Below are 20989 nucleotides of genomic sequence, written 5' to 3'. Positions count from 1 at the left end.
ATTTCGACTAACTAATTATCTTACAATTATATTAAAATAAAAAACAGGCCAGCAGCCTGCTTCTATCGTTTCTCCGAGCTAATGTATTGCCCGCGAAAAACTTGCATCGATTTATCTTCATTTAATGATTTGAGTGTTTGCTCTGTCAGTTTCCCATTACCTTTTTCGACGACATAAATATCTAACTTCTTTTTCCCCCATTTATTATAAACATCATCTACCGTTTCATAATAAAGGTCTAGTTCATTCCCTTTAATAGCCCCGCCTTTATCAGCTACAACTCCATACCCGTATCCAGGGATAAAGAGAATCGTTCCAATCGGAAAAACAGTTAAATCTGCTGCGATCGTTGAAAATAAATCACGTTTAACTTTTACTCCTGAGTAGGTAATCCCGTATTCAGGATGACCTTTACTCTTTCCTGTTGATTCTACTCCCGCAGTATAACCAGTGGCTGTAACAGTTAGCTTAGGATATTTTGACCAATCAATTTCGTCTTCTAAGGAACGTGAGGTTCCAGCAACGGTTTCAGTGGTTGAGATAACCGATGCAAATTGCTTAATTAGCAACTCGGCATTTACTCCGGAAATAGATTGGAAGGTCGCTAATATTGCCATCAAGAAAAGACACACCATCGCAAAACGCCTAGTCCAATTTTTCATTTTATTCATAAAAATTTTCACTCCTCCCAAAATATTCATTCCCAAGCTAGAGGAAATTATTCAAAAAAGGAGGAGGAAAATTTTTAGAACTGATTTTTCTATTCCTTAAATCCTTGTTCCCCAAAAAAGACCCTTACCTAGAGGTAAAAGTCTAAAATCATCTGGTATTCATTTATTAAAAGTCTTAAAACATTTGGTATCCATTTTTTCGTAAAAGCTTGATTGTAAAACCAGCTGCGACTGCACCAGCAAGCCCACTTATTAAGATAAGAATATCTGCAGTTGCTAGCGAAGTAAACCTGTGGCCCAACTCGTTGAAGGCCATTTTACTATTTGTAAAATATTCACTAAACCTTACTTTATCTACAATAAAAATTGCCACAATTGGATAAACTACTGCCATAACCCATGACATTCTTAGAAGCATATTTAAGATAAATCCAATTCCAAAAAATAAAACAAAGAATAATAAAATCGAAATGATTAAGACCACAATGCTCATTTGCATCCGAGATTCCCCCTTATACATCAACATTTAGTGTACTTAATGTCGAAAAGGGAGTCAATATAAACGAATTATTTTTGCAAGGCAATACTTTCCTTACGAAAAAAAAAAGCCCCTCGAAAGTCTCGAAGAAGCAGTTATGGCTCGTTATCCAACCGGGACAGAAAAGGTAAAAAGCTTTATTCTTTTTTCTTGCCTGTTCCATTACAGCACGTACAGGTTTCTGATCCGCCTAGTACTAGTTGAAAATAGCCTTTTCCAGAGCAATAATCACAGGTTTTTGAATCCAAACTCTTAACTGTCATTGTCCATCATCTCCTTAAAAATTAACTTAATTTTCTGATAATATATCAAGGATTAGCTAAAATGGAAAGGTCAGAATTTGAGCGAATTACCCCAAGAAAACGAATACACATTAAGTATCCTTTCATTTACTAAGTGTTCCTTAAATTTTCTAAAAATTATAAAAATAATTTATAGGCTGTATACCCGAACTGATCGCCAGGGTTCAGGTCACTAATACCTGGCTTCGAAAAGGAAACATCATTTTTTATCAGGTAGTGGAGAATAATCGATGCGTCTTTCTCGAGCAGCAGTTCTTCTGGAGACATAAATCTCGCTTCAAAGAGTTCGTTTTCCTGGTGGATCACCTCACCCTCTTCTATCGGTTCAAGCAGGAAATGAAGTAAATTATCACTAATTTCGCCTTTAATAACACCGGTTCTCAATCCCATGAACCCCTTGACCTGACATTGAATACCGGTTTCTTCCTTGACTTCCCGAATGACTGCTTCATCCGCAGTTTCCCCCATCTCAACAAAGCCTGCTGGCAATGACCATTGTCCTTTTAAACCGCCATATCTTTTCTTCACGACAAGCCATTGTCCATCTTTAGACTTTACCACCCCAGCAACAGCCAACCAAACCTTCCCGCGTTTTTCACGATTGCTCACCCAAACTCCCCCTAACAAAGAATTCATTTGTTCAATCATATCAAAAAGGGACAGATTTCTCTGTCCCTTTCACATTAAAATATTTTAAAATACGTTAAATTTACCTTTTTTCAATACAAGGCCTGCGCCGCCAATCATGTATAAAGAGCGATTATCGACTACTTTTTTCATGAAGGATGCCTTGGCACCAGTTATTTTTTTACCAAAAACAACACCGATTGCATCATCTTCACCAAGGGAGCAAACAGTCCCTTTGTTGTCAAACGTAAAAGTTTCTAACTCAGCTTTATTGCGAACTAGGGCCGCTATATTACGGGCACAAACTTCGCCTTGCTGCATAGCAATTTGAGCGGTCGGAGGATAAGGACGATTAATCTCCTCATTAATCATAAGGGAGCTGTCACCAATCATGAAGACATCCTCAAAGCCAGGAACACGAAGGTCCGGCTGAACCTTTACCCTGCCTCGCATGGCTTCGAAACCTGATTTTTCAACAATCGAGTTCCCGCGAATGCCAGCGGCCCAAACGACGGTACCAGCCTTAATCTCACGCGGTTCCTCATCACCTTTTGCTACAAAAATTCCTTCTTCCGTGCATTCCTTAATCGCTGTTCCAATTAAGAATTCGACACCTTTTCGTTCCAGTTGTGAAACGGCGTAATTCACTAATTCTGGGTCAAAACCAGGGAGTACGGTTGGTGCAGCTTCAACACAAATAATTTTTACTTTATGGAAATCCACATCATATTCATGGCACAATTCCGGTATTCTGTTTGTTAATTCACCTAAGAACTCAATTCCTGTAAATCCAGCACCACCAACAACAATAGACAAACGATTGTCGTTCTTCACTTCTTCCATATTGTAGGTGGCAAATTGGTATTCAATATGTTCGCGCAATTGACGTGAAGAATTTACATTAGAGATTCCAAATGCAAATTCTTTTAATCCTTTAATACCAAACGTTTCTGGCTCACCGCCAAGGGCAATAACAAGGTAGTCATAGTTGACTTCACCTTTTTCTAAAATAACCTTTTTTTCTTCTTTGTTTATTTCTACTACTGTATCTTGAACAAAATCCACTTTACTGCGATCAATCACATCACGTATATCATAACGGACACGATCATGATGTAACGTTCCTGCAGAAGCTTCATGGAGCCATGTGGTTTCATAATGGTAGTCATTTTTATTCACTAATACAATATCCGCTTCATTAACGCCGATTAATTTTTGTAAGCGAACTGTTGTCATTAGTCCACCATAACCAGCACCGAGAATAACAATTTTAGGCTTTCTCAAAGTGATCACTTCCACCTTTTATTTTTTTTGAATAAACTCTCTTTTTCTTAGCTTCCACTGCTTTAACCATTTTTATTTTGAATAATAGAAAAATGTATGTGATATAATTCACGTATGGGTCTAAAAAAAACGAACTGCTTGGTCTGAATATCGATTTTCGCAGAGATTTATTACGCTAAGAAAGTAAATATTTTTTCCATGATTGTCATAAAAATGTGCTTTTTGTGTCACAAAAATTTAACAATCTATCCTCAATACATCTTATGCTACTTTCACAGGATTATCAAGCAATTTTTATAAATTAATTAAGTTTAATAGATAAGGAATTGCATCTCCTGTTATCTTTTAGACCTTGTTTTAAATATTGTTTCTATTGCGAATATTACCTTTATAATGATGTGAGAATTTTTTATTTTATGATATTATAGTGAGTAGAGTTTCTAACTACAAGTTGGGGGGGATACGGAGTGCAAGAGAATCAAAAAGTTTATGACATTACAATCATCGGTGGCGGCCCTACCGGTTTATTTACCGCCTTTTACGGAGGAATGAGACAAGCATCTGTGAAGATCATCGAGAGCTTGCCACAGCTAGGCGGTCAATTATCAGCGCTTTATCCAGAAAAATATATTTATGATGTGGCAGGTTTTCCAAAAATCCGTGCACAAGAATTAATAAATAACTTAAAAGAACAGATGCGCAAATTCGAACCTACAGTTGCTCTTGAGCAATCTGTTGAAAAGTTAGAAAAACAAGAAGATGGCACGTTCAAATTAACAACAAATAAGGAAGTTCATTATTCAAAAACGATTATTATTACCGCCGGAAATGGTGCTTTCCAACCGCGTCGTTTAGAGCTAGAAAGCGCTGCTCAATATGAACGGAAAAATCTCTACTACTTTATTGAGGATCTAAATCAGTTTGCAGGCCAAAAAGTTGTTGTTTTTGGTGGCGGAGATTCTGCCGTTGACTGGGCACTAATGCTTGAGCCAATTGCTGAGAAAGTATCTATTGTTCACCGCAGAGATAAATTCCGTGCTCATGAACATAGTGTCGAAAACTTGTATAACTCAAAAGTAGATGTGAAGACACCATATGTTCCTGCCGAACTTATTGGCGATGAAAGTGGAATTAAGCAGGTAGTTCTTGAAACGGTTAATGGTGAAGAGAAAGTAACACTCGATGTGGATGCTGTTATTTGTAACTATGGTTTTGTCTCATCCCTTGGACCAATTAAGGAATGGGGTCTAGACATCGAAAAGAATTCCATTGTTGTAAATTCGAAAATGGAAACCAACATACCTGGCATTTATGCTGCGGGCGATATTTGCACCTATGACGGAAAAGTGAAATTAATTGCTTGTGGCTTTGGTGAAGCACCAACTGCCGTTAATAATGCAAAAGCCTTCATTGATCCTAAAGCAAAAATCCAGCCATTGCATAGTTCATCGATGTTTAATAAATAAGGGAAAAAAGCGTCCCTCAGCGGACGCTTTTTCATGTTCAATATTTTAGCATTCTTCTGGTGTACCTGTTGTTGTAGCCGTTCTAAACGAAGAGCCACAGCCGCATGATGCAATGGCATTCGGATTATCAATCGTAAAGCCGCCGCCCATCATGGATTCTTTAAAATCAATCTTCGTCCCTTGTAAAATAGCAGCACTCTCTTTATCAACCAGCAATTTTATCCCGAATTGTTCAAACGTGAGATCATCTTCGTTTACCGTATGCTCAAAGCCCATCCCATAAGATAAACCGCTGCAGCCACCGCCTTTTACACTGACTCGTAACAGCGCACCTTCTTCTTCGTTATGCTTCATCATTTCTTTAATATGGAGCGAAGCTGCTTCTGTTAAAATAACCACTTCATTACTCATTGTATTCCCCTCCTTAAATGAGGCTTTTATTAAATTATATACACAGATTGTTAACTACTCAACTAATTGAATCCTTTTAACTAATATATGGAATAATAAAAAATAAGGGAGCGGCGTTGCTCCCTTATTTTATTCATACTGATGAACTTAGCGCTTCCGCTTTTCTTAAAACATTGGATTTTCTTCTAGATATTGATAAATGTTATCTACCAACTCATCGGCTGTTTTTCCCGTTACCACTTCGCCATTTACAAGAGCATATAGGGTAGTTGCACATTTCCCGCAATATCCAAGACATCCATATTCAATAATATCCAAGTTAGGATCTTTTTCTAATTTTTCAAGTGCTTTTTGTGCACCATTAGCAAGATTGCTAATACAAAATTCAATGATGGGTTGAATCATTGCCTTCACCTCTCCACAACTACTTATCCTACTCTATTTAATTTGCTTAGTCAATTACCATGTTTACCCTGCTGATGTCAAGAAAATCATGAATAATGTTGTTATTTCTACACATTTTAGATATACTCGTATTTGGTAAAGAAACGAAAGAATTATACTACTTTTTTTATTGCACTCAGCCAATTTTTTTAATATGAAAACCGGATATTCAAAGGGGAAATAATAATGAAAAACCTTGTAATTTTAGGTGGAGGATATGGTGGGATGAAAGTTTTAAACGAACTTCTCCCCAACCATTTACCAGAGGACGTAACGATTACTCTTGTGGACCGTGTACCCTACCACTGCTTAAAAACGGAATACTACGCTTTAGCCGCAGGAACCATTTCAGACAAAGAAGTCCGTGTTGCTTTTCCGGAACACCCTCAATTAGTAGTAAAATATGGTGAAGTAATCGCAGTTGATACCGCGGGGAAAAGAGTCGTAATGAAAGATGCAGAACCCATCGCCTACGATGATTTAATTATCGGCCTTGGCTGTGAGGACAAGTACCATGATGTTCCCGGCGCAGATCAGTTCACTTACAGTATACAGAGTATCGAAAAGTCCCGCCTTACTTACTCCGTCTTAAACAATTTGGGACCTGGCTCAGTTGTGGGTATTGTGGGAGCCGGTCTTAGCGGTGTAGAGTTAGCAAGTGAATTAAGTGAAAGCCGTGAAGATCTAAACATCAAATTATTTGATCGAGGAAAACATATTCTTTCCTCTTTCCCAGAACGTTTAAGCAAATATGTTGAAAATTGGTTTGTGAAAAACAATGTTGAAATTATCAACGGTTCCAACATTACCAAGGTGGAAGAAAATGTATTATACAATCACGATCAGCCTATTCATTGCGATGTGATTGTCTGGACGGCAGGGATTCAAGCCAATAAAATTGTCCGCGATATGGACGGGGAAAAAGACGGAATGGGCAGACTAGTCCTTACCCCAATTCATCATTTACCAAATGATGAACATGTTTTTATACTCGGTGATTGTGCAAGTCTCCCCCATGCACCAAGTGCTCAATTAGCAGAGGGACAGGCTGAACAAATTGTTGAAGTCTTAAAGAGACGTTGGAAAGGTGAAGAACCTCCTGCTTCCTTCCCACAAATTAAATTAAAGGGGATCCTTGGTTCCCTGGGGAAAAAGCATGGTTTTGGGATGATGGCAGACCGCGCCATTACAGGACGCGTCGCCCGTATGCTAAAAACCGGTATACTCTGGATGTACAAATATCATAATGGCTGAATAAATAAGAAGCATTCCGATGTTATGGAATGCTTCTTCTCATTAAATTGCTTTATACCCATATTTTTCTAGTTCTGAAAAAATAGTTTTTAGGCGAGGGTTCCCTTCGCCAACGACTTTTTCTTTAATGACAACTACCGGGTAAAACATATCCTCTTCGACCACCTTTTTGGCAAAATCGAGTTGTTCATTCTCCCCTGTGGGCTGGTAAATATCAACGTACGTCATTTTAAAAGGTTGATCCGGAAATTTCCTAGCTATAGCTGCCTCCAGCCATCCAAACGTTTCTTTTGAAGAAGGTAAATTTACACAACTTGGGCATAATTGTTCCGCTCCATAAACAACAATTTCTACTTCTTGACTATTCATCATACGATTCCTGCCTTTTCCTTTAAGATTGACTATCTTATTTATACTATACAAACAAAGAAAATGTCTTTAAATGTGTGTTTTCCTAATTTCTGATAATGGATTTTTAGCGCCGATGACATTATAATATAAACTATAGGAAGGGAGTCGATTCATTTGGCAGAACAAGAAATTTTTGAGCAAGTTCAAGAAGTATTAGATAAATTACGTCCATTTCTTCTTCGCGATGGCGGAGATTGTGAATTAGTAGATGTGGAAGAAGGCATTGTAAAACTTCGCCTGTTAGGTGCATGTGGAAGCTGCCCAAGTTCAACAATCACACTTAAGGCTGGTATTGAAAGAGCTCTTTTAGAAGAAGTTCCTGGTATTGTTGAAGTAGAGCAAGTATTTTAAATAATACTCAAAAAAAGCGATTGCCTACCGAGGCAATCGCTTTTTTCGTGATACCTGTAATTAATTATTAATAAAGCCATTCCAATAGCGGGAGTTTTAAAGTCTTAATGGGGGCATCCGTTAGTTGATAAAAACCAGCCAAAAACCGTTCATATTCGCCAGACTGCCGTAAAATTCTAGTTAACTTCTCCTCCAATACTTTTTTATCCTGTTCCGATGTCGTTATATAATAACTCTCGATGCATTCAAAGTAATGAAGAGGGAAAATTAAGCGCGAATATAGTAATCTCCATGTAAAAGGCGACAATGGTGAAATACTTTGGTACTCTTCAAAAAATCGTTTTAATTCCACATCATAGGTTTGAAAATTGTGAAGGTATCTTTCTCTTGTCCATTCAGCTAGGTCACGACTGCGATGGTCAAAAACCCAATCGAATGGGTTTTTAATCATATAATTATTGAGTGGCCCCCATGTTTTTTGGGTAAAACGTTCATGACAAACAGTGCCGCTATCTGTTTCCAATGGTTCATCATCGATTTCGGTATCCACTAAATATTGAATAGCATTCTCCGTTAACCCTAAATAATAGGGGAAAGAATCAATAAACATTCGTTGAAACTCATCTTCAGGTGTTTGAAAAAGCAATCCATTCCAAACCTTTTCCATTTGCTCAAGCCGCTTTTCCCATAATGACTTCCATTGGCCAATCCTGCTGGACCTCTCTATTTGAAAGGGAACCCTTCTCCCACGTTCATGAAATCTAGCCAATTTCCTCCCCAATTTTATTTTTCGCTGTGCTTCCGTTTGTCGATTGGCCAAGACACAATATTTATTTTCTTCCCATGTCGTAATTAGATGGCCTTCTTTCGATTGCAAAAAGACCGGGACATTTTGATCGCCATAATTTCTTAAATGCTGCGATATTTTTTCAAGCTCGGCAAGATCCTCTTCTTCCTTGCCAGTTGGTTTGGAGATTAAGTAGAGCCAACCATTTCCTCTTAACGCATCGTAAGTATCTAATTTTACATATTCATCCACCGTAATGCCATATTGATTTTCCAGCATTTTCTGAAGCATTAAGGTCCCACCTCATTTCTTTCTCTTTTCTTACCTCATGTATATGTATTTAGCTTAAAAAACTTGTTTCTGAATAACGAAGAAAAATGATGGAGAATATAAGGCTTTATCCATGCTCTTTTTTAAGGTGAATTTGCATAAGTTAGAATAATAAAGTATATATTCAGTGAAAATCCATAGAAAAGGTGATCAGAGGAATGGCAGACGACAAAAACGTAAATCTAACCGAAGTAACTGCACGCAGATGGCTGAAAGAAAGAGGCGTTGAAGTACAGGACATCGCTGATTTAGTTTTCTTTTTACAGGAAAAGTATCACGAAAATTTAAAAATGGAAGATTGTTTAGCGAACGTGGAACGCGTTCTTTCAAAACGTGAGGTACAGAACGCAATTTTAACAGGAATACAGCTGGATATACTTGCTGAAAAAGGAATGCTTGAAGAGCCTCTTCAATCCATCATTGGAACAGATGAAAGCCTCTATGGTGTGGATGAAATTCTAGCCTTTTCCATTGTAAATGTATACGGTTCGATTGGTTTTACAAATTACGGTTACATCGATAAGTTAAAGCCAGGGATTTTAGCCCATTTAAATGATAAATCAACGGGAGAGTGCCATACCTTTTTAGATGATATTGTTGGTGCGATTGCAGCGGCCGCATCGAGCAGACTCGCACACCGGGCGGCCCGCGAGGAAAAAGAGAAAAAATAGGTTAGAAAAAGGATGGGGTTCCCCCATCCTTTTTTACATCTCCCATTGATCTAAGGAATCAACGGTATAGGTTGGCTTTCGGCTATAGCCGGAAAGCAGTTCTTTTGTCGTTACACCCGTATGAACTAATAAGGTATCCATGCCTGCATTCATACCTGCTAAGATATCCGTATCATAGTAATCTCCAACCATCAACGTCTTTTCTTTTGGTGTTCCTAGTACCTTTAAGGCCTGGTCCATTATGATTGCTTCAGGTTTGCCGATAAAAATTGGCTGTGTTTGTGTAGAAACCGTAATAACTGATGTAAGTGAACCATTCCCTGGAAGCAAGCCTCTTTCTGTAGGTATGGCAATATCGCCATTTGTCGAAATGAATGTTGCTCCATTTCGAACGGCCAAACAAGCCACCGCCAATTTTTCATAACTAATCTCCCGATCAATTCCCACTACCACAAAATCGGCATCTTCTCCGCCAAAGTTTAATCCCTTCTCTTCTATGGCTGTCTGAATGCCTTCTTCCCCAATCACATAAACGGTGGCATCATTTTTTCGTTCATAGATATAATTAGCTGTCGCTTGGCTGGTTGTAAAGACCTGCTTCTCTTCCGCGGGAATATCAAACTGGGTCAACTTCTCAGCCACCTGTGCCGGTGTTCTTGATGAGTTGTTCGTCACAAATAAATACGGTATTTGTTGATCGCGAAGTTTTTTTACAAAATCGGAAGCTGCTTCAATTCGCTCTGTCCCTTTATACATTGTTCCATCTAAATCAATTAAATAGCCTTGATATTTCTTCATGATTTATCACTCCTAAAATCTATTATGACCATATAAAACAAAAAGACCGCGCAAAACGGTCTGATCATTAGTTCTTAAACGCCGAAACCGGACCTAATTCATTGGCAAGATAATCACGGACATTGGCTGCAAAATTAACCAGTTCATGTAAGTGTTTTGAAAAGACCTCTTGCAGTTCCCGGTGATCAACATCCGTATAAGATTGAACAAGTCTTTTTCGATACTGAATCAGGATTTTTAAACCTTTCCCCGTTTCAGCTGAAATCACCTTTTCATCCATTAAAATATCAATGATGTCATCGTAACTGCCTGGGTCCCGCATAATAAACCCATCAATCATCGAATTTCCGACATCCAAAACCGATTCAATCATCATCTGGTTTAAACGCTCTAGTGCTGCCTTTTCAAGCGGTGTGGACCACTCCTTTTGACTTAAGAATAATTGTATTTGCGTTTCTAAATATTTTAAGATTTCTTCAATTTTTTCTCTGTCAACAAAATACATCGTATCACTACCTCCATTTTTCTAAATGCTACATTTTTACAAGCGCTGCAGGAGAATTCAGATTAATTGTAACATAATTTGACATCGTTCGTGTTTTTCGATTCCTAAAAGCTTGTGAAATTTCAGGAAAAATCTTTACTCCCCTACATTCACTTTATTTGTTACTATATAGAAGATGTAGAAAATACGTATTTTTTATTAAGGAGACGGTTAGATGAAAGAACGCTTTTTCTTATACGATGATACAGAAGATACAAAAACAAGATTTGTCAGCTTTGTTGGTGAAAATCAACGCTTTGATTTAGCGATTGTTCAAAGTGACCGCCATTTCGGAAAACATTTGGTTCTTGATATGCAAGGAAGCCGATTTGCAATCATTGGTTTAGACGATTTGCAAGAGGAAGGCTATTTAGAGTACGCTTTTCAGTTGAATGATGAAGATGCAGAGGAATTAAGGTCCTTTTTAATGGAATTAATTTAATGTGATGTCATGAATTACACTCCCTTTGAAAATAATAGTAGTAAAAGGGGGATTAATCATGACAAAAAACGAAGAAGAAAAATATACGGAATTATCCAACGTTGAAAAACAAAGGAACTTTCTTACGGCGGAAGAATATCCGGAAGGTCCTTATGGTTCTCCAATCCGTGAAAACGAACCGGTTCAAAACAAAAGCACACCTTGGACAGATGGACAAAGGCCATACAGCGCCTTTAATTACGAAAATAAAACACTGCATCAAGATCTTCCACGGCAGATGGACGGGGCACATCCAACACATGATGACTCTGAAAAAGATGAACAGCCACCCTATATGGAGACAACGTAAAAGAAGGGCCAGTTTAACTGACCCTTCTTTTATTTCTTTACTTTTTTCAAGACAAAATATGCACAGCCAAAATTGCAGTATTCATACAGGTATTCACTTAGTGTACTTATTTTTGTATCAAACGTGGCTTTTTGGTTTTGGTCGTCGAAAAAGCCCTTTAACCGAAGTTGACCATAACCCCAATCGCCAACAACATAATCATACCTTGTTAAAATATCACTAAACCTTGCTTTAAGGGCTTCCTCATTAAAGCCGTTTCTATGTTCTTGGACCATTTCATAAACAGTATTGTTCATTATAATCATGATATTTCACCTCTTTTGCCAGCTAATTCCTATTAACCATTATAACCGATTCCCCATCAATTACTAAGAAAAAAAATCCTCTAAATGGCTATTCTAATAAAAGGAGGTGTTGAAATTGAAAAAATTAGTCATAATCTTGGGATTATGTACAATGACAGCTTTAACAGGGTGCACAAAGGATATGGGAAACCGTGATGTGTATGAAGAAAGTGGTAATACCATAAATGTAAATAATAAAAGGCATGACCTTTACAATGAAGGGGCAAGCCGTGGTGTTCGTAACGTGAGCAACAATTATGGATTTGTCCGTCATCAAAAGAGTCCGTTGATGAATGATAATACGGCTAATGACCACTTTACAGCCTTAAATCGTGAACAGGTGGCGAATATTATCAGTAAATACAGTACAGAAATTCCCAATGTAAATGATGTGGCTACACTAGTGACAGACCAAGAAGTATTAATTGCGTATGATACAGATTCAAAAGATCGCAATTTGACGGCAGACCAAGTCAAGAAAACGGCGATGTCTGTCGTTCCAAGATATTACCATGTCTTCGTTACTGACAATAAAGTGTTAATGAGGGATGTTGAAAATCTCGCGAATCTTGACTCCACAAGCAGGAACGCCCGGAATTTGGTTAATGGGCTAATTAAGCAAATGAAAAAATCCCCACAAGGACAGCGAATGAACGCAAGTGAGGACGAAAATGGACTAACGCCTGACGATAAATAGAAAAGCGGAAGCGCCTTACACAGGGGCGACAGGCATAAGACGAGCTAGACAGTCATTCCCAAATAAATTAAAGAGTTCAGTCACTTTGACTGAACTCTTTGGTTTTAAGCTTGTTGTGCTTCTTGTTCACCAAGGATTTGCTTGTGTTTTGCTGCAGCATTAACTTGCTCATCTGCATGATAGGATGAGCGGACAAGCGGGCCTGCTTCACAATGGCTAAAGCCTTTACTAATTGCAATTTGTTGTAATTCTTTAAATTCATCAGGGCTATAATATTTCTCCACCTTCAAATGACCTTTTGTCGGCTGTAAATATTGGCCAATCGTCATAATATCGATATGATTTGCTCTTAAATCATCCATAACCTCGATTATTTCTTCCTTCGTTTCCCCTAAGCCAACCATTAAGCTGGATTTTGTTGGAATATTAGGCTGCATTTCCTTTGCCCGACGAAGAAACTCAAGGGAACGGTCATATTTAGCTCGGGCTCTAACTCTAGGTGTCATCCGTCTAACCGTCTCAATGTTATGGTTTAAGATATCAGGTTTAGCATCCATTAATACACGTAAATTTTCTTCTTTTCCTCCCATATCGGAAGGCAGAACTTCAATACTTGTAAATGGATTTTTCCGGCGAATCGCTCGAACTGTTTCCGCAAAAATGGCTGCCCCGCCATCCCTGAGATCATCACGGGCTACCGCTGTTACAACCACATGTTTTAAGTTCATCAATTGAACAGAGTCTGCCACTCGTTCTGGTTCTTGCCAATCAAGCTCTGTAGGTAAACCCGTTTTAACCGCACAAAAGCGGCAGGCACGAGTACAAGTATCCCCAAGAATCATGAAGGTAGCCGTACGTCTTTCTGCCCAGCATTCATGAATATTAGGGCAGCGTGCTTCTTCACAAACCGTGTGCAGATTCTTTTCACGCATCATTTTTTTCAAGCCCGTATAGGACTCGTTAGTATTTAGTTTTATTTTTAACCATTCCGGTTTTCTAAGAATTTCTTCTTTCTTACTCACGTTCAGCACACCCCTTGAAACGATATATATGTTTCTATATGTTGTCACTTTAACATACTGAAATAATATCGACAAGCAAATCGGTTTATATTATCTAATACAAACCATCTTGATTCAGCTAAAATCTCGTTTACCATTTATTAACCATAATGAAATGGTTTAGAAAACATAAACTAACCTTGTACATTACTCGGAAGGAGGATTCTTGTGCGGACTGTTCTAATCATCGGAACCTTTCTTTTATTCTTTACCACTTCATTCACGGTCAGGGAGGCTCAAGCAAAAACAAACGATACTGATCCATATCAAGAAAGAATGAAGCTTTATAAGAAGGTTGAAACGGTTACCCAAATTCCTTGGTATTACTTAGCGGCTATTGATCAATACGAAAGAAGCATCCGCCAGGTCCGCAGAGACTTACCTAAACCAGATAGCGTAATCGGCATCTATTTTCGTCCAGAAGAATGGGCTGGTTTAACCAATCCAAATCCTATGGAAGAAAACCCAGCAATCATCCAGTTTTTTGATGGAAAGGGTGTGGATGGGGATGGGGACAGGAAAGCGAGTCTTAAAAATGATGAGGACGTCCTTTATACGTTTGCCAATTATCTACTTTCATACGGAATTGATCATGATAATATAAAAATCGGCTTATGGAATTACTATCATCGCGATAAGACCGTTAGCATCATTGCTGGAAAAGCAAAAATATATCGACATTTTGGCCGGATTGATTTAGATACACAAGTATTCCCAGTACCGATCCGAAGCAATCACAGTTACCGGAGTACCTGGGGGTCTGCCCGCGGCTGGGGTGGGCGCAGGATTCATGAAGGTACCGATATTTTTGCTGGCTACGGTGTTCCGGTTCGAGCAACAAACTATGGCATTATTGAAATGAAAGGCTGGAATAAGTTTGGAGGATGGCGTATCGGCATTCGTGATATCAATAATACCTATCATTACTTTGCCCATCTCAGCGGTTTTGCTAAGGACATAAAGGTCGGCCAAATTGTTGAGCCTGGTATGATTATTGGCGGTGTAGGGAGCTCAGGGTACGGCCCTCCAGGAACCTCAGGAAAATTCCCTCCCCATTTACATTATGGGATGTACAAAGACAACGGTGTGACCGAATGGTCTTTTGATCCCTACCCTCATTTAGCTAAATGGAAACGAATGGAGCGGATGAATGCCAGGAAAAAATAGGACTGTCCATGGTGGATAGTCCTATTTTTAGTTTCCCGATTTTTTCGAGTCCGACTGTTTATCTGGAAGCTGTATTGATGGAGTTACTCCGCCGCCACTATTGTAGAATTGCGGGACATCTCCTTGTATGAGTGATCCGTCAACCGGAATACTTTGGGTAAGCTTTGTTATTTTAGTAGCAAACGGGGTAATAATCTGGACAGACACTTCAATATGAATAGAAACATCGACCCAAGTATTATTGATGCCCATATCTTTCGTCTCGATTTTAACATCCGGTTCGACTTCACCAATGGCATGGAACTTTACCGGGATCTTCGGACCAAAATTTCCTAATAAGGAGATATTTGTTGCTTGCCCTAGAGGGACATACCAAATAATTCCGTCTTCCTTTTCCGAATTTTGCGTTTCGATTTCTACATCAGTTAACTGCTCTAACGAGGCAAGATCACCTTTTTTAGCTGCTTTTAGGTTTTTTTGAATTTGAGCGGTTGTTTCCGCTAAGACCCGGTTTATATAAACTGTATTGAGTTTAACGTTGGAGGCCTTGCCATTTTCACTTGGTAAGATCACAATGACGTCATTGTCTTCACCTGTGTCTGTTGTCCGTTTTGTAATCGCCTTATTAATAACAAGGGAAGCAATATTACGGGTTTCGGAAGTAGCAATTCTCATTAATGTCGGCTCAATCCCCTTATTCACAAGCCATAAGCCGGTGGCAGTTGAAAATAGAAAAAAGACAAACGTCAATAGCATGACATAACGGAAAGGCAACGGTCCCTTCCTCGGAAGCCGCCTGCGAAACTTCGCCAAAAAAATCACCCCTTCAAGCTATATGTATGCTTTATAATGGGGAACTAATCCATAAAAAAAAGCCCGCATGGAGCAAGCTTTTTAAATCATTTTTAACAAGGCGTCTTTACCAATCATTCCTTGGTGAATCCCTAACGCCTCTGCCTCCCATGTTACCGACTCTAACGGCGCATTTAGGAGCTGTTCAATGGTTCTTACTCCAACAGCACGTCCGGCAATAATCTTACGGTCCTTTAATTTATCATTTAATAAACCCACATCCAAGGCACCGCACATGATATATCCCTTATCGTTCGATACGGCAAGCAAGGTTGTTTTTGGAAGTAAAACGGTAACTGCCAAAAAGGTATGGCCGTTTATTTCAATTGGTGAAAGCTCAATCAAATGGTCCACACTCCTTTCCTCTCTATCACTTTATGACAGGTTATGAAAAGCGTGTACCCATTCTATGACTGTATTTGTAACCTCCATTTTAATAAATCCCTTAGGAATTCTGGCAAGAAATACTTCTTTTCTTTTTGCGGAAGGATGTCTTTGAAAAAGTGGCCAAACGTAAACATATCAGGTAGGGCTAACGAATAATTTCTTTCATAATCGACTTCCGTCCCATGAATAAACATGACGTCACCATGAAAACTAATTCGGTCAAAGACAAATATCCCTAAAAGTGTTCCTCTGAATCCAAGTCCTTGGATATGCTTATGGATTAAGCCCTCATCTTTTGTCTGCCAATAAACCTCTTCTAATTCTTTTCCTGTTAGTTCAACCACACACGGATTTATAGGATGAGGACAGATCTTCAGCAAATCGTAAACCGTAACATCACCCGATAAAGGCCCTAACAATAGCCCTGCGTTAATCATGGCACAATCAGCGTTACACCATTCTCTTAATGCCTTGCAAAGCATAAATGAAAACTCCGTTTCATGAAAAAGATCATTAATTACAGGCTTAGCTAAGGTGGTTACTTTTTGATTTAAATCGGCTTTTCCTCTTGTAAAATAAGCATCGATTTGCTCCTGCTCATTTTTAGCTCTCGGCAGATCTTTACTGTCATATAAAATAGCCTTCTTAGCGGTAATCTCTTTTTGTTCATCCACTTTAAGGGTAATGTGGCCAACAAAATATCCATACTTTCCTGCCGCCCCAAGGAGTGTTTCCCCCACTAGCTTTCCTTTTTCAAGGAAGTGATGGGTATGTGATCCTAATATGACATCAATTTCGGGAAAATCTACAGCAATTCTTTCGTCTTCCTGAAGACCTAGATGGGAGAGTAAAATGATGATGTCAGATTCTGCTTTTACTTTTTCAATCCATTTTTTCAGCTCTTCAATCGGCTCTGTCACCTTCCAGCCCAGTAAACCATAAAGATGGGCAAACGGTGCCGTTAAACCGATGACACCCACCCTTGTGCCCTTTTTCGAATGATAAATCTTATATGCCTTTACCCAGCTAGGATAGCATCCATCTTGCTGATAAAGATTAGCTAACAGAACGTCAAACTGAGCATTTTCATATAGTTCATTTAAGTCTTCATAGGGAAGGTTAACCCCTTCATTGTTTCCGATCGTAACCGCTGTATACTGGCTCTCATTTAAGAGATCAATATTCCCTTTTCCTCTTGAAGCTTCAGTGAAAGGATGCCAGCGATCAATAAAGTCGCCGATATCAAATAGAAAGACATCCTCTTCTTTTTGGTGATGCCTCTCATGTTTTTTTGCTAGGAACTGCTTAATTCGGGGCCAATTTTCTAAGTGACTGTGGACATCGTTTGTATGATAAATATGTATGGTTTCCATCCTAGACCTGCCCAAAAATTCCTTGATAAATTAACCTGATTCCAACAATGACAAGAATGGTTCGTAAAATTAACACAATTGTTTTACTCTTAAGCTTTGTGTTTAAAAAGACACCCACCTTAGCTCCAATCCAAGCCCCAGGAACCAATGCTAGAGCATAAAGCCAGTTCACATTTCCTAAAGTAATATGTGTAATCGAGCTCAGCAAGGATGTTGGTAAAATCATAAACATCGACGTGGCGGTTGCCACATGTGGTGGAAAGAAAAACACCAAAATCATGGTCGGAACCATTAAGGACCCGCCGCCCACACCAAAGACTCCCGATAAAAAGCCCACTATAAAAGCAATCAGGACTCCCACTATTGGGTTATATCCATATTCAAAGGTTTTACTCGCATTATCTGTAAAAGTGCGGATAATCCCCCGATCCTTCTGATAAGGAATGGGCTTTAATTTGTCCTTCAGTAATAAAATAATCGAAATAAAAATAATAAATAGACCAAAAAAGATATTGAACGTCTTCATATGTAAGCCTTCAGTTACCCATGCGCCCAGAATACTCCCTGGACCACTTCCGATTAGAAAAATCAGGCCGCTTTTATAATCAACTGTTTTGTGTTTCATATAAGCTAATGTAGATGATAGACCTGTAAAAATCATCGTAAACAGTGATGTTCCTACCGCAACCTGAGGTGTTATATGTCCAAAGGCTGATAGGGTTGATAAATAAAGCAACGAGGGAACAATAATAATTCCTCCGCCTAATCCTATCAGCGAGCCTAACGAACTCGCAATAAGTCCAATCACTACTAGAATAATCCATTCCATGTTTTCTTTCTCCTAACCTCTCGCTGTTTTGTATCCCTTTTATAATAAATCTAGCTGGCGTGGAGCAAGTCCCTGATATTCAATTTGTAAAAGGTTGACCATTTCCTTGGCATTGTCTGCCGCATCTCCGCCAGAGTTGTTGTTAAAAAGGAGATAAACATCTCTTGATTCCTGGGTTAATTTTTGAATGGAATCTGCCCATTCTTCTAGCTCTTTTTGGTTATAGCGGTAAAGATAACGGACCTCACGCCAATCCTCTCCGATTCGTTTTTGCCAGCCATGGACATTACGGCCATGAAAACGGACAAGGACCTTCTTTGAAGTGGTCGCCTGTACTACCATTGGGATAGAACCTTCTCCGGATTGTGGTTCATCACAAATACTATGAATCCATTTTTCTTTTTTCATAAAATCAAGTGTTTTTTGACGATACTGGGGAGCGAACCACGACTGATGTCTAAATTCTAACGCACAAGGAAGGTCACCCATGTCATGCTTGCACCATCTTAAGTATTCGACATTTTCGCGAGTACATGTAAACCATGGTGGAAATTGAAAAAGGGTCATCGCTAGTTTATTCGTTTCTATGTATGGTTCGAGCGACTCTTTGAAGGCTCTGAACATCGCCTTTTTATTTTCAAACGGAATTTCCCCTCGCATATGTCCGGTCATTCCCTGGTAGGATTTTACAATAAACTGGAAGCTGGCAGGTGTTTCATTGACCCACTTCTCAGCATTTCTTTTTGGCTGAATCGCATAAAAGGCTGAATCTACCTCTACGATTGGAAAGTGGCCTGCATATGCCTTTAGTTTGTCCCTTGACGAAATTTGGCCTGGATATAAGCTATCATGGTCGCCCCAGCCGGTTACACCGATGTAGATCAAAAAATTCACCTCCAACTATTAATAATAGCATATCCATTTTTCGATTTGAGAAAAAGGGTGGAAGATATTTAGGTGCAAACAACAATTTCATAGCAAATGGGGGCAGTCGCCAGTAAAGTGAGGCTATTCGCCAGTAATCTCACCTTATCCGCCAGTATACTGGTGCTATCCGACAGTAAACTGATTTTCAACGCAAAAACCCGCCTGCCATTGCGGCAAAGCGGGTAAATTTTATAAAAAATATTAACCGATCGATCCTTCCATCTCGAATTTAATGAGACGGTTCATTTCAACGGCGTATTCCATTGGTAATTCTTTCGTAAATGGCTCAATAAAGCCCATAACGATCATTTCTGTTGCTTCCTGTTGAGAAATACCACGGCTCATCAAGTAGAAGAGCTGCTCTTCAGAAACTTTAGAAACCTTCGCTTCATGCTCGAGCGAGATGTTATCGTTTAAGATTTCATTGTATGGGATTGTATCTGATGTCGACTTGTTATCCATAATTAATGTATCACATTCGATATTAGAACGTGCCCCATCTGCCTTACGTCCGAAGTGAACTTGACCGCGATAGGTTACTTTACCGCCATGCTTAGAAATTGATTTAGAAACGATGGTTGACGATGTATTTGGAGCTAAATGAATCATTTTCGCCCCAGCATCCTGGTGCTGACCTTTACCAGCAATTGCAATCGAAAGCGTCATACCACGAGCGCCTTCGCCTTTTAAAATGACGGCAGGATACTTCATCGTTAATTTTGAACCGATGTTACCATCAATCCATTCCATTGTCGCATTAGCATCACAAACCGCACGCTTTGTTACAAGGTTAAAGACGTTATTAGCCCAGTTTTGGATCGTTGTATAACGGCAGTAAGCATCTTTTTTAATAACAATCTCTACAACGGCACTGTGCAGGGAGTTTGTTGTATAGACTGGTGCTGTACAACCCTCAACATAATGCACGTGTGCGCCTTCATCAACAACGATTAATGTCCGTTCAAATTGACCCATGTTTTCAGAGTTAATACGGAAGTAAGCCTGTAATGGTGTATCTACTTTCACACCTGGTGGCACATAGATAAACGAGCCGCCTGACCATACAGCAGAGTTAAGCGCAGAAAACTTGTTATCGGTTGGCGGAATTGTTTTTCCAAAGTGTTCGCGGAAAATTTCTTCATTTTCCCTTAAAGCAGAATCTGTATCCTTAAAGACAATTCCTAAGTCTTCAAGTTCTACCTTCATGTTGTGGTAAACAACTTCAGATTCGTACTGAGCGGATACACCAGCAAGGTACTTTTGTTCAGCTTCTGGAATTCCTAGCTTATCAAAAGTTGCCTTGATTTCTTCTGGTACTTCATCCCATGACTTCTCTGATTTTTCGGATGGTTTTACATAATAAGTAATTTCATCGAAATTTAAAGAAGCCATATCCCCGCCCCATTGTGGCATAGGCATTTTGTAAAAATGCTCAAGCGACTTCAAACGGAAGTCTAACATCCATTGTGGCTCATTCTTCAATTTAGATATTTCTTTTACAATATCAGATGTTAAACCACGTTTTGATCGGAATATGGAAACGTCTTTATCGGCAAAACCATATTTATAATCACCGATTTCCGGCATTTTTTTCGCCATCGTCGTGTTCCTCCATTCTTCGAAAAGCGGAAGCGCCTTAGTTAGGCACTGGAGCTGGACATTGCCCTCTCCC

Annotated in this window: 27 protein-coding genes; 8 read left to right on the top strand and 19 right to left on the bottom strand. The window is 39.1% G+C overall.

What is annotated here, in order from left to right:
• Window positions 1-62: 62 nt before the first annotated feature.
• From QF028_RS33030 to QF028_RS33010, 5 genes are all read right to left on the bottom strand, one after another.
• The gene (locus tag QF028_RS33030; RefSeq protein ID WP_429472060.1) at window positions 63-671 is read right to left on the bottom strand and encodes a 3D domain-containing protein; all 609 of its coding nucleotides are present in this window, start codon (window positions 669-671) and stop codon (window positions 63-65) included.
• A gap of 175 nt (window positions 672-846) precedes the next feature.
• Entirely contained in the window at window positions 847-1170 is a 324-nt protein-coding gene (locus tag QF028_RS33025; RefSeq protein ID WP_214714945.1) for a YuiB family protein, read from the bottom strand.
• A gap of 176 nt (window positions 1171-1346) precedes the next feature.
• Complete coding sequence (locus tag QF028_RS33020) at window positions 1347-1472, bottom strand: YuiA family protein (protein ID WP_168245575.1); 126 nt, start codon at window positions 1470-1472, stop codon at window positions 1347-1349.
• Window positions 1473-1628: 156 nt separating this feature from the next.
• Complete coding sequence (locus QF028_RS33015; protein ID WP_429472057.1) at window positions 1629-2147, bottom strand: NUDIX domain-containing protein; 519 nt, start codon at window positions 2145-2147, stop codon at window positions 1629-1631.
• Window positions 2148-2204: 57 nt separating this feature from the next.
• Window positions 2205-3422: an NAD(P)/FAD-dependent oxidoreductase gene (locus tag QF028_RS33010; protein WP_088089471.1), complete on the bottom strand. Its 1218-nt coding sequence runs from the start codon at window positions 3420-3422 to the stop codon at window positions 2205-2207.
• Window positions 3423-3889: 467 nt separating this feature from the next.
• Between QF028_RS33010 and QF028_RS33005 the strand changes: the two genes are divergently transcribed.
• A complete protein-coding gene (locus tag QF028_RS33005) occupies window positions 3890-4888 on the top strand; it encodes an NAD(P)/FAD-dependent oxidoreductase (RefSeq protein WP_215002687.1) in 999 nt (332 codons plus the stop codon).
• 45 nt (window positions 4889-4933) lie between these two features.
• Here the strand turns inward: QF028_RS33005 and QF028_RS33000 are convergent, their stop codons facing one another.
• Both QF028_RS33000 and QF028_RS32995 read right to left on the bottom strand, forming a co-directional pair.
• Window positions 4934-5299: a HesB/IscA family protein gene (locus QF028_RS33000; protein ID WP_429472055.1), complete on the bottom strand. Its 366-nt coding sequence runs from the start codon at window positions 5297-5299 to the stop codon at window positions 4934-4936.
• Window positions 5300-5464: 165 nt separating this feature from the next.
• A complete protein-coding gene (locus tag QF028_RS32995; protein ID WP_088089474.1) occupies window positions 5465-5704 on the bottom strand; it encodes a YuzB family protein in 240 nt (79 codons plus the stop codon).
• Window positions 5705-5929: 225 nt separating this feature from the next.
• Between QF028_RS32995 and QF028_RS32990 the strand changes: the two genes are divergently transcribed.
• Window positions 5930-6997: an NAD(P)/FAD-dependent oxidoreductase gene (locus QF028_RS32990; protein WP_429472053.1), complete on the top strand. Its 1068-nt coding sequence runs from the start codon at window positions 5930-5932 to the stop codon at window positions 6995-6997.
• Window positions 6998-7039: 42 nt separating this feature from the next.
• Here QF028_RS32990 and QF028_RS32985 read toward each other — a convergent pair whose 3' ends face one another.
• Window positions 7040-7366: a YuzD family protein gene (locus QF028_RS32985; protein ID WP_215002741.1), complete on the bottom strand. Its 327-nt coding sequence runs from the start codon at window positions 7364-7366 to the stop codon at window positions 7040-7042.
• Between the two features lie 135 nt (window positions 7367-7501).
• On the opposite strand from QF028_RS32985, the gene QF028_RS32980 reads away from it, so the two are divergent.
• On the top strand, window positions 7502-7759 hold the full coding sequence (locus QF028_RS32980; protein WP_246869831.1) for a NifU family protein: 258 nt from the start codon (window positions 7502-7504) through the stop codon (window positions 7757-7759).
• A 67-nt stretch (window positions 7760-7826) separates the two neighbouring features.
• Here the strand turns inward: QF028_RS32980 and yutH are convergent, their stop codons facing one another.
• Window positions 7827-8837, bottom strand: coding sequence for a spore coat putative kinase YutH (yutH, locus tag QF028_RS32975; protein WP_215002693.1), 1011 nt, complete (start codon window positions 8835-8837; stop codon window positions 7827-7829).
• A 197-nt stretch (window positions 8838-9034) separates the two neighbouring features.
• On the opposite strand from yutH, the gene QF028_RS32970 reads away from it, so the two are divergent.
• Window positions 9035-9547 carry a phosphatidylglycerophosphatase A family protein gene (locus tag QF028_RS32970; protein WP_088089479.1) on the top strand — a complete coding sequence of 171 codons (513 nt, stop codon included), beginning with the start codon at window positions 9035-9037 and terminating at the stop codon, window positions 9545-9547.
• Window positions 9548-9580: 33 nt separating this feature from the next.
• Here QF028_RS32970 and QF028_RS32965 read toward each other — a convergent pair whose 3' ends face one another.
• Together QF028_RS32965 and QF028_RS32960 are read right to left on the bottom strand one after the other, a co-directional pair.
• The gene (locus QF028_RS32965) at window positions 9581-10345 is read right to left on the bottom strand and encodes a TIGR01457 family HAD-type hydrolase (protein WP_215005356.1); all 765 of its coding nucleotides are present in this window, start codon (window positions 10343-10345) and stop codon (window positions 9581-9583) included.
• 67 nt (window positions 10346-10412) lie between these two features.
• Window positions 10413-10850 carry a DUF86 domain-containing protein gene (locus tag QF028_RS32960; protein ID WP_429472050.1) on the bottom strand — a complete coding sequence of 146 codons (438 nt, stop codon included), beginning with the start codon at window positions 10848-10850 and terminating at the stop codon, window positions 10413-10415.
• 214 nt (window positions 10851-11064) lie between these two features.
• Between QF028_RS32960 and QF028_RS32955 the strand changes: the two genes are divergently transcribed.
• The gene (locus QF028_RS32955; protein ID WP_088089483.1) at window positions 11065-11331 is read left to right on the top strand and encodes a DUF3055 domain-containing protein; all 267 of its coding nucleotides are present in this window, start codon (window positions 11065-11067) and stop codon (window positions 11329-11331) included.
• A gap of 58 nt (window positions 11332-11389) precedes the next feature.
• On the top strand, window positions 11390-11680 hold the full coding sequence (locus tag QF028_RS32950; RefSeq protein ID WP_429472048.1) for a cytosolic protein: 291 nt from the start codon (window positions 11390-11392) through the stop codon (window positions 11678-11680).
• Between the two features lie 29 nt (window positions 11681-11709).
• Here QF028_RS32950 and QF028_RS32945 read toward each other — a convergent pair whose 3' ends face one another.
• Window positions 11710-11985 (bottom strand): YutD family protein, encoded by a 276-nt coding sequence (locus tag QF028_RS32945; RefSeq protein WP_066258581.1) that lies wholly within the window; start codon window positions 11983-11985, stop codon window positions 11710-11712.
• Between the two features lie 115 nt (window positions 11986-12100).
• On the opposite strand from QF028_RS32945, the gene QF028_RS32940 reads away from it, so the two are divergent.
• On the top strand, window positions 12101-12721 hold the full coding sequence (locus QF028_RS32940) for a YhcN/YlaJ family sporulation lipoprotein (RefSeq protein ID WP_410882643.1): 621 nt from the start codon (window positions 12101-12103) through the stop codon (window positions 12719-12721).
• Between the two features lie 104 nt (window positions 12722-12825).
• Here the strand turns inward: QF028_RS32940 and lipA are convergent, their stop codons facing one another.
• Entirely contained in the window at window positions 12826-13743 is a 918-nt protein-coding gene (gene lipA, locus QF028_RS32935; RefSeq protein ID WP_215015394.1) for a lipoyl synthase, read from the bottom strand.
• 207 nt (window positions 13744-13950) lie between these two features.
• On the opposite strand from lipA, the gene QF028_RS32930 reads away from it, so the two are divergent.
• Window positions 13951-14949 (top strand): M23 family metallopeptidase, encoded by a 999-nt coding sequence (locus QF028_RS32930; RefSeq protein WP_429472045.1) that lies wholly within the window; start codon window positions 13951-13953, stop codon window positions 14947-14949.
• A gap of 27 nt (window positions 14950-14976) precedes the next feature.
• Here QF028_RS32930 and yunB read toward each other — a convergent pair whose 3' ends face one another.
• The 6 genes from yunB to sufB all read right to left on the bottom strand — a co-directional run bounded on the left by yunB (window position 14977) and on the right by sufB (window position 20916).
• Window positions 14977-15762, bottom strand: a complete 786-nt coding sequence (gene yunB, locus QF028_RS32925; RefSeq protein ID WP_215005371.1) for a sporulation protein YunB — start codon at window positions 15760-15762, stop codon at window positions 14977-14979.
• 81 nt (window positions 15763-15843) lie between these two features.
• Window positions 15844-16146: a YunC family protein gene (locus tag QF028_RS32920; protein WP_214715652.1), complete on the bottom strand. Its 303-nt coding sequence runs from the start codon at window positions 16144-16146 to the stop codon at window positions 15844-15846.
• Window positions 16147-16208: 62 nt separating this feature from the next.
• Entirely contained in the window at window positions 16209-17561 is a 1353-nt protein-coding gene (locus QF028_RS32915; RefSeq protein WP_429472042.1) for a bifunctional metallophosphatase/5'-nucleotidase, read from the bottom strand.
• Between the two features lies 1 nt (window position 17562).
• On the bottom strand, window positions 17563-18390 hold the full coding sequence (locus QF028_RS32910) for a sulfite exporter TauE/SafE family protein (RefSeq protein WP_429472039.1): 828 nt from the start codon (window positions 18388-18390) through the stop codon (window positions 17563-17565).
• A 39-nt stretch (window positions 18391-18429) separates the two neighbouring features.
• A complete protein-coding gene (locus QF028_RS32905; protein WP_429472036.1) occupies window positions 18430-19275 on the bottom strand; it encodes a DUF72 domain-containing protein in 846 nt (281 codons plus the stop codon).
• Between the two features lie 243 nt (window positions 19276-19518).
• Window positions 19519-20916: a Fe-S cluster assembly protein SufB gene (sufB, locus tag QF028_RS32900; RefSeq protein ID WP_429472034.1), complete on the bottom strand. Its 1398-nt coding sequence runs from the start codon at window positions 20914-20916 to the stop codon at window positions 19519-19521.
• Window positions 20917-20989 lie beyond the last annotated feature (73 nt).

The organism is Neobacillus sp. B4I6 (genome assembly GCF_050434045.1).
Classification (GTDB): Bacteria; Bacillota; Bacilli; order Bacillales; family Cytobacillaceae; genus Neobacillus.
This window is presented reverse-complemented; position numbering and strand designations above follow the sequence as displayed.

Bases quoted from the DNA above. Each gene is read 5' to 3' on its own strand.
- sufB (WP_429472034.1), bottom strand. From the start codon at position 20,916: ATGGCGAAAAAAATGCCGGAAATCGGTGATTATAAATATGGTTTTGCC.
- QF028_RS32985 (WP_215002741.1), bottom strand. From the start codon at position 7,366: ATGAATAGTCAAGAAGTAGAAATTGTTGTTTATGGAGCGGAACAATTA.
- QF028_RS33025 (WP_214714945.1), bottom strand. From the start codon at position 1,170: ATGCAAATGAGCATTGTGGTCTTAATCATTTCGATTTTATTATTCTTT.
- yutH (WP_215002693.1), bottom strand. From the start codon at position 8,837: ATGCTTCAGAAAATGCTGGAAAATCAATATGGCATTACGGTGGATGAA.
- QF028_RS32910 (WP_429472039.1), bottom strand. From the start codon at position 18,390: ATGGAATGGATTATTCTAGTAGTGATTGGACTTATTGCGAGTTCGTTA.
- QF028_RS32960 (WP_429472050.1), bottom strand. From the start codon at position 10,850: ATGTATTTTGTTGACAGAGAAAAAATTGAAGAAATCTTAAAATATTTA.
- QF028_RS33000 (WP_429472055.1), bottom strand. From the start codon at position 5,299: ATGAGTAATGAAGTGGTTATTTTAACAGAAGCAGCTTCGCTCCATATT.
- QF028_RS32965 (WP_215005356.1), bottom strand. From the start codon at position 10,345: ATGAAGAAATATCAAGGCTATTTAATTGATTTAGATGGAACAATGTAT.
- QF028_RS33020 (WP_168245575.1), bottom strand. From the start codon at position 1,472: ATGACAGTTAAGAGTTTGGATTCAAAAACCTGTGATTATTGCTCTGGA.
- QF028_RS32995 (WP_088089474.1), bottom strand. From the start codon at position 5,704: ATGATTCAACCCATCATTGAATTTTGTATTAGCAATCTTGCTAATGGT.
- QF028_RS32915 (WP_429472042.1), bottom strand. From the start codon at position 17,561: ATGGAAACCATACATATTTATCATACAAACGATGTCCACAGTCACTTA.
- QF028_RS32970 (WP_088089479.1), top strand. From the start codon at position 9,035: ATGGCAGACGACAAAAACGTAAATCTAACCGAAGTAACTGCACGCAGA.
- QF028_RS32950 (WP_429472048.1), top strand. From the start codon at position 11,390: ATGACAAAAAACGAAGAAGAAAAATATACGGAATTATCCAACGTTGAA.
- QF028_RS32955 (WP_088089483.1), top strand. From the start codon at position 11,065: ATGAAAGAACGCTTTTTCTTATACGATGATACAGAAGATACAAAAACA.
- QF028_RS32990 (WP_429472053.1), top strand. From the start codon at position 5,930: ATGAAAAACCTTGTAATTTTAGGTGGAGGATATGGTGGGATGAAAGTT.
- QF028_RS33015 (WP_429472057.1), bottom strand. From the start codon at position 2,147: ATGAATTCTTTGTTAGGGGGAGTTTGGGTGAGCAATCGTGAAAAACGC.
- QF028_RS33030 (WP_429472060.1), bottom strand. From the start codon at position 671: ATGAATAAAATGAAAAATTGGACTAGGCGTTTTGCGATGGTGTGTCTT.
- QF028_RS32945 (WP_066258581.1), bottom strand. From the start codon at position 11,985: ATGATTATAATGAACAATACTGTTTATGAAATGGTCCAAGAACATAGA.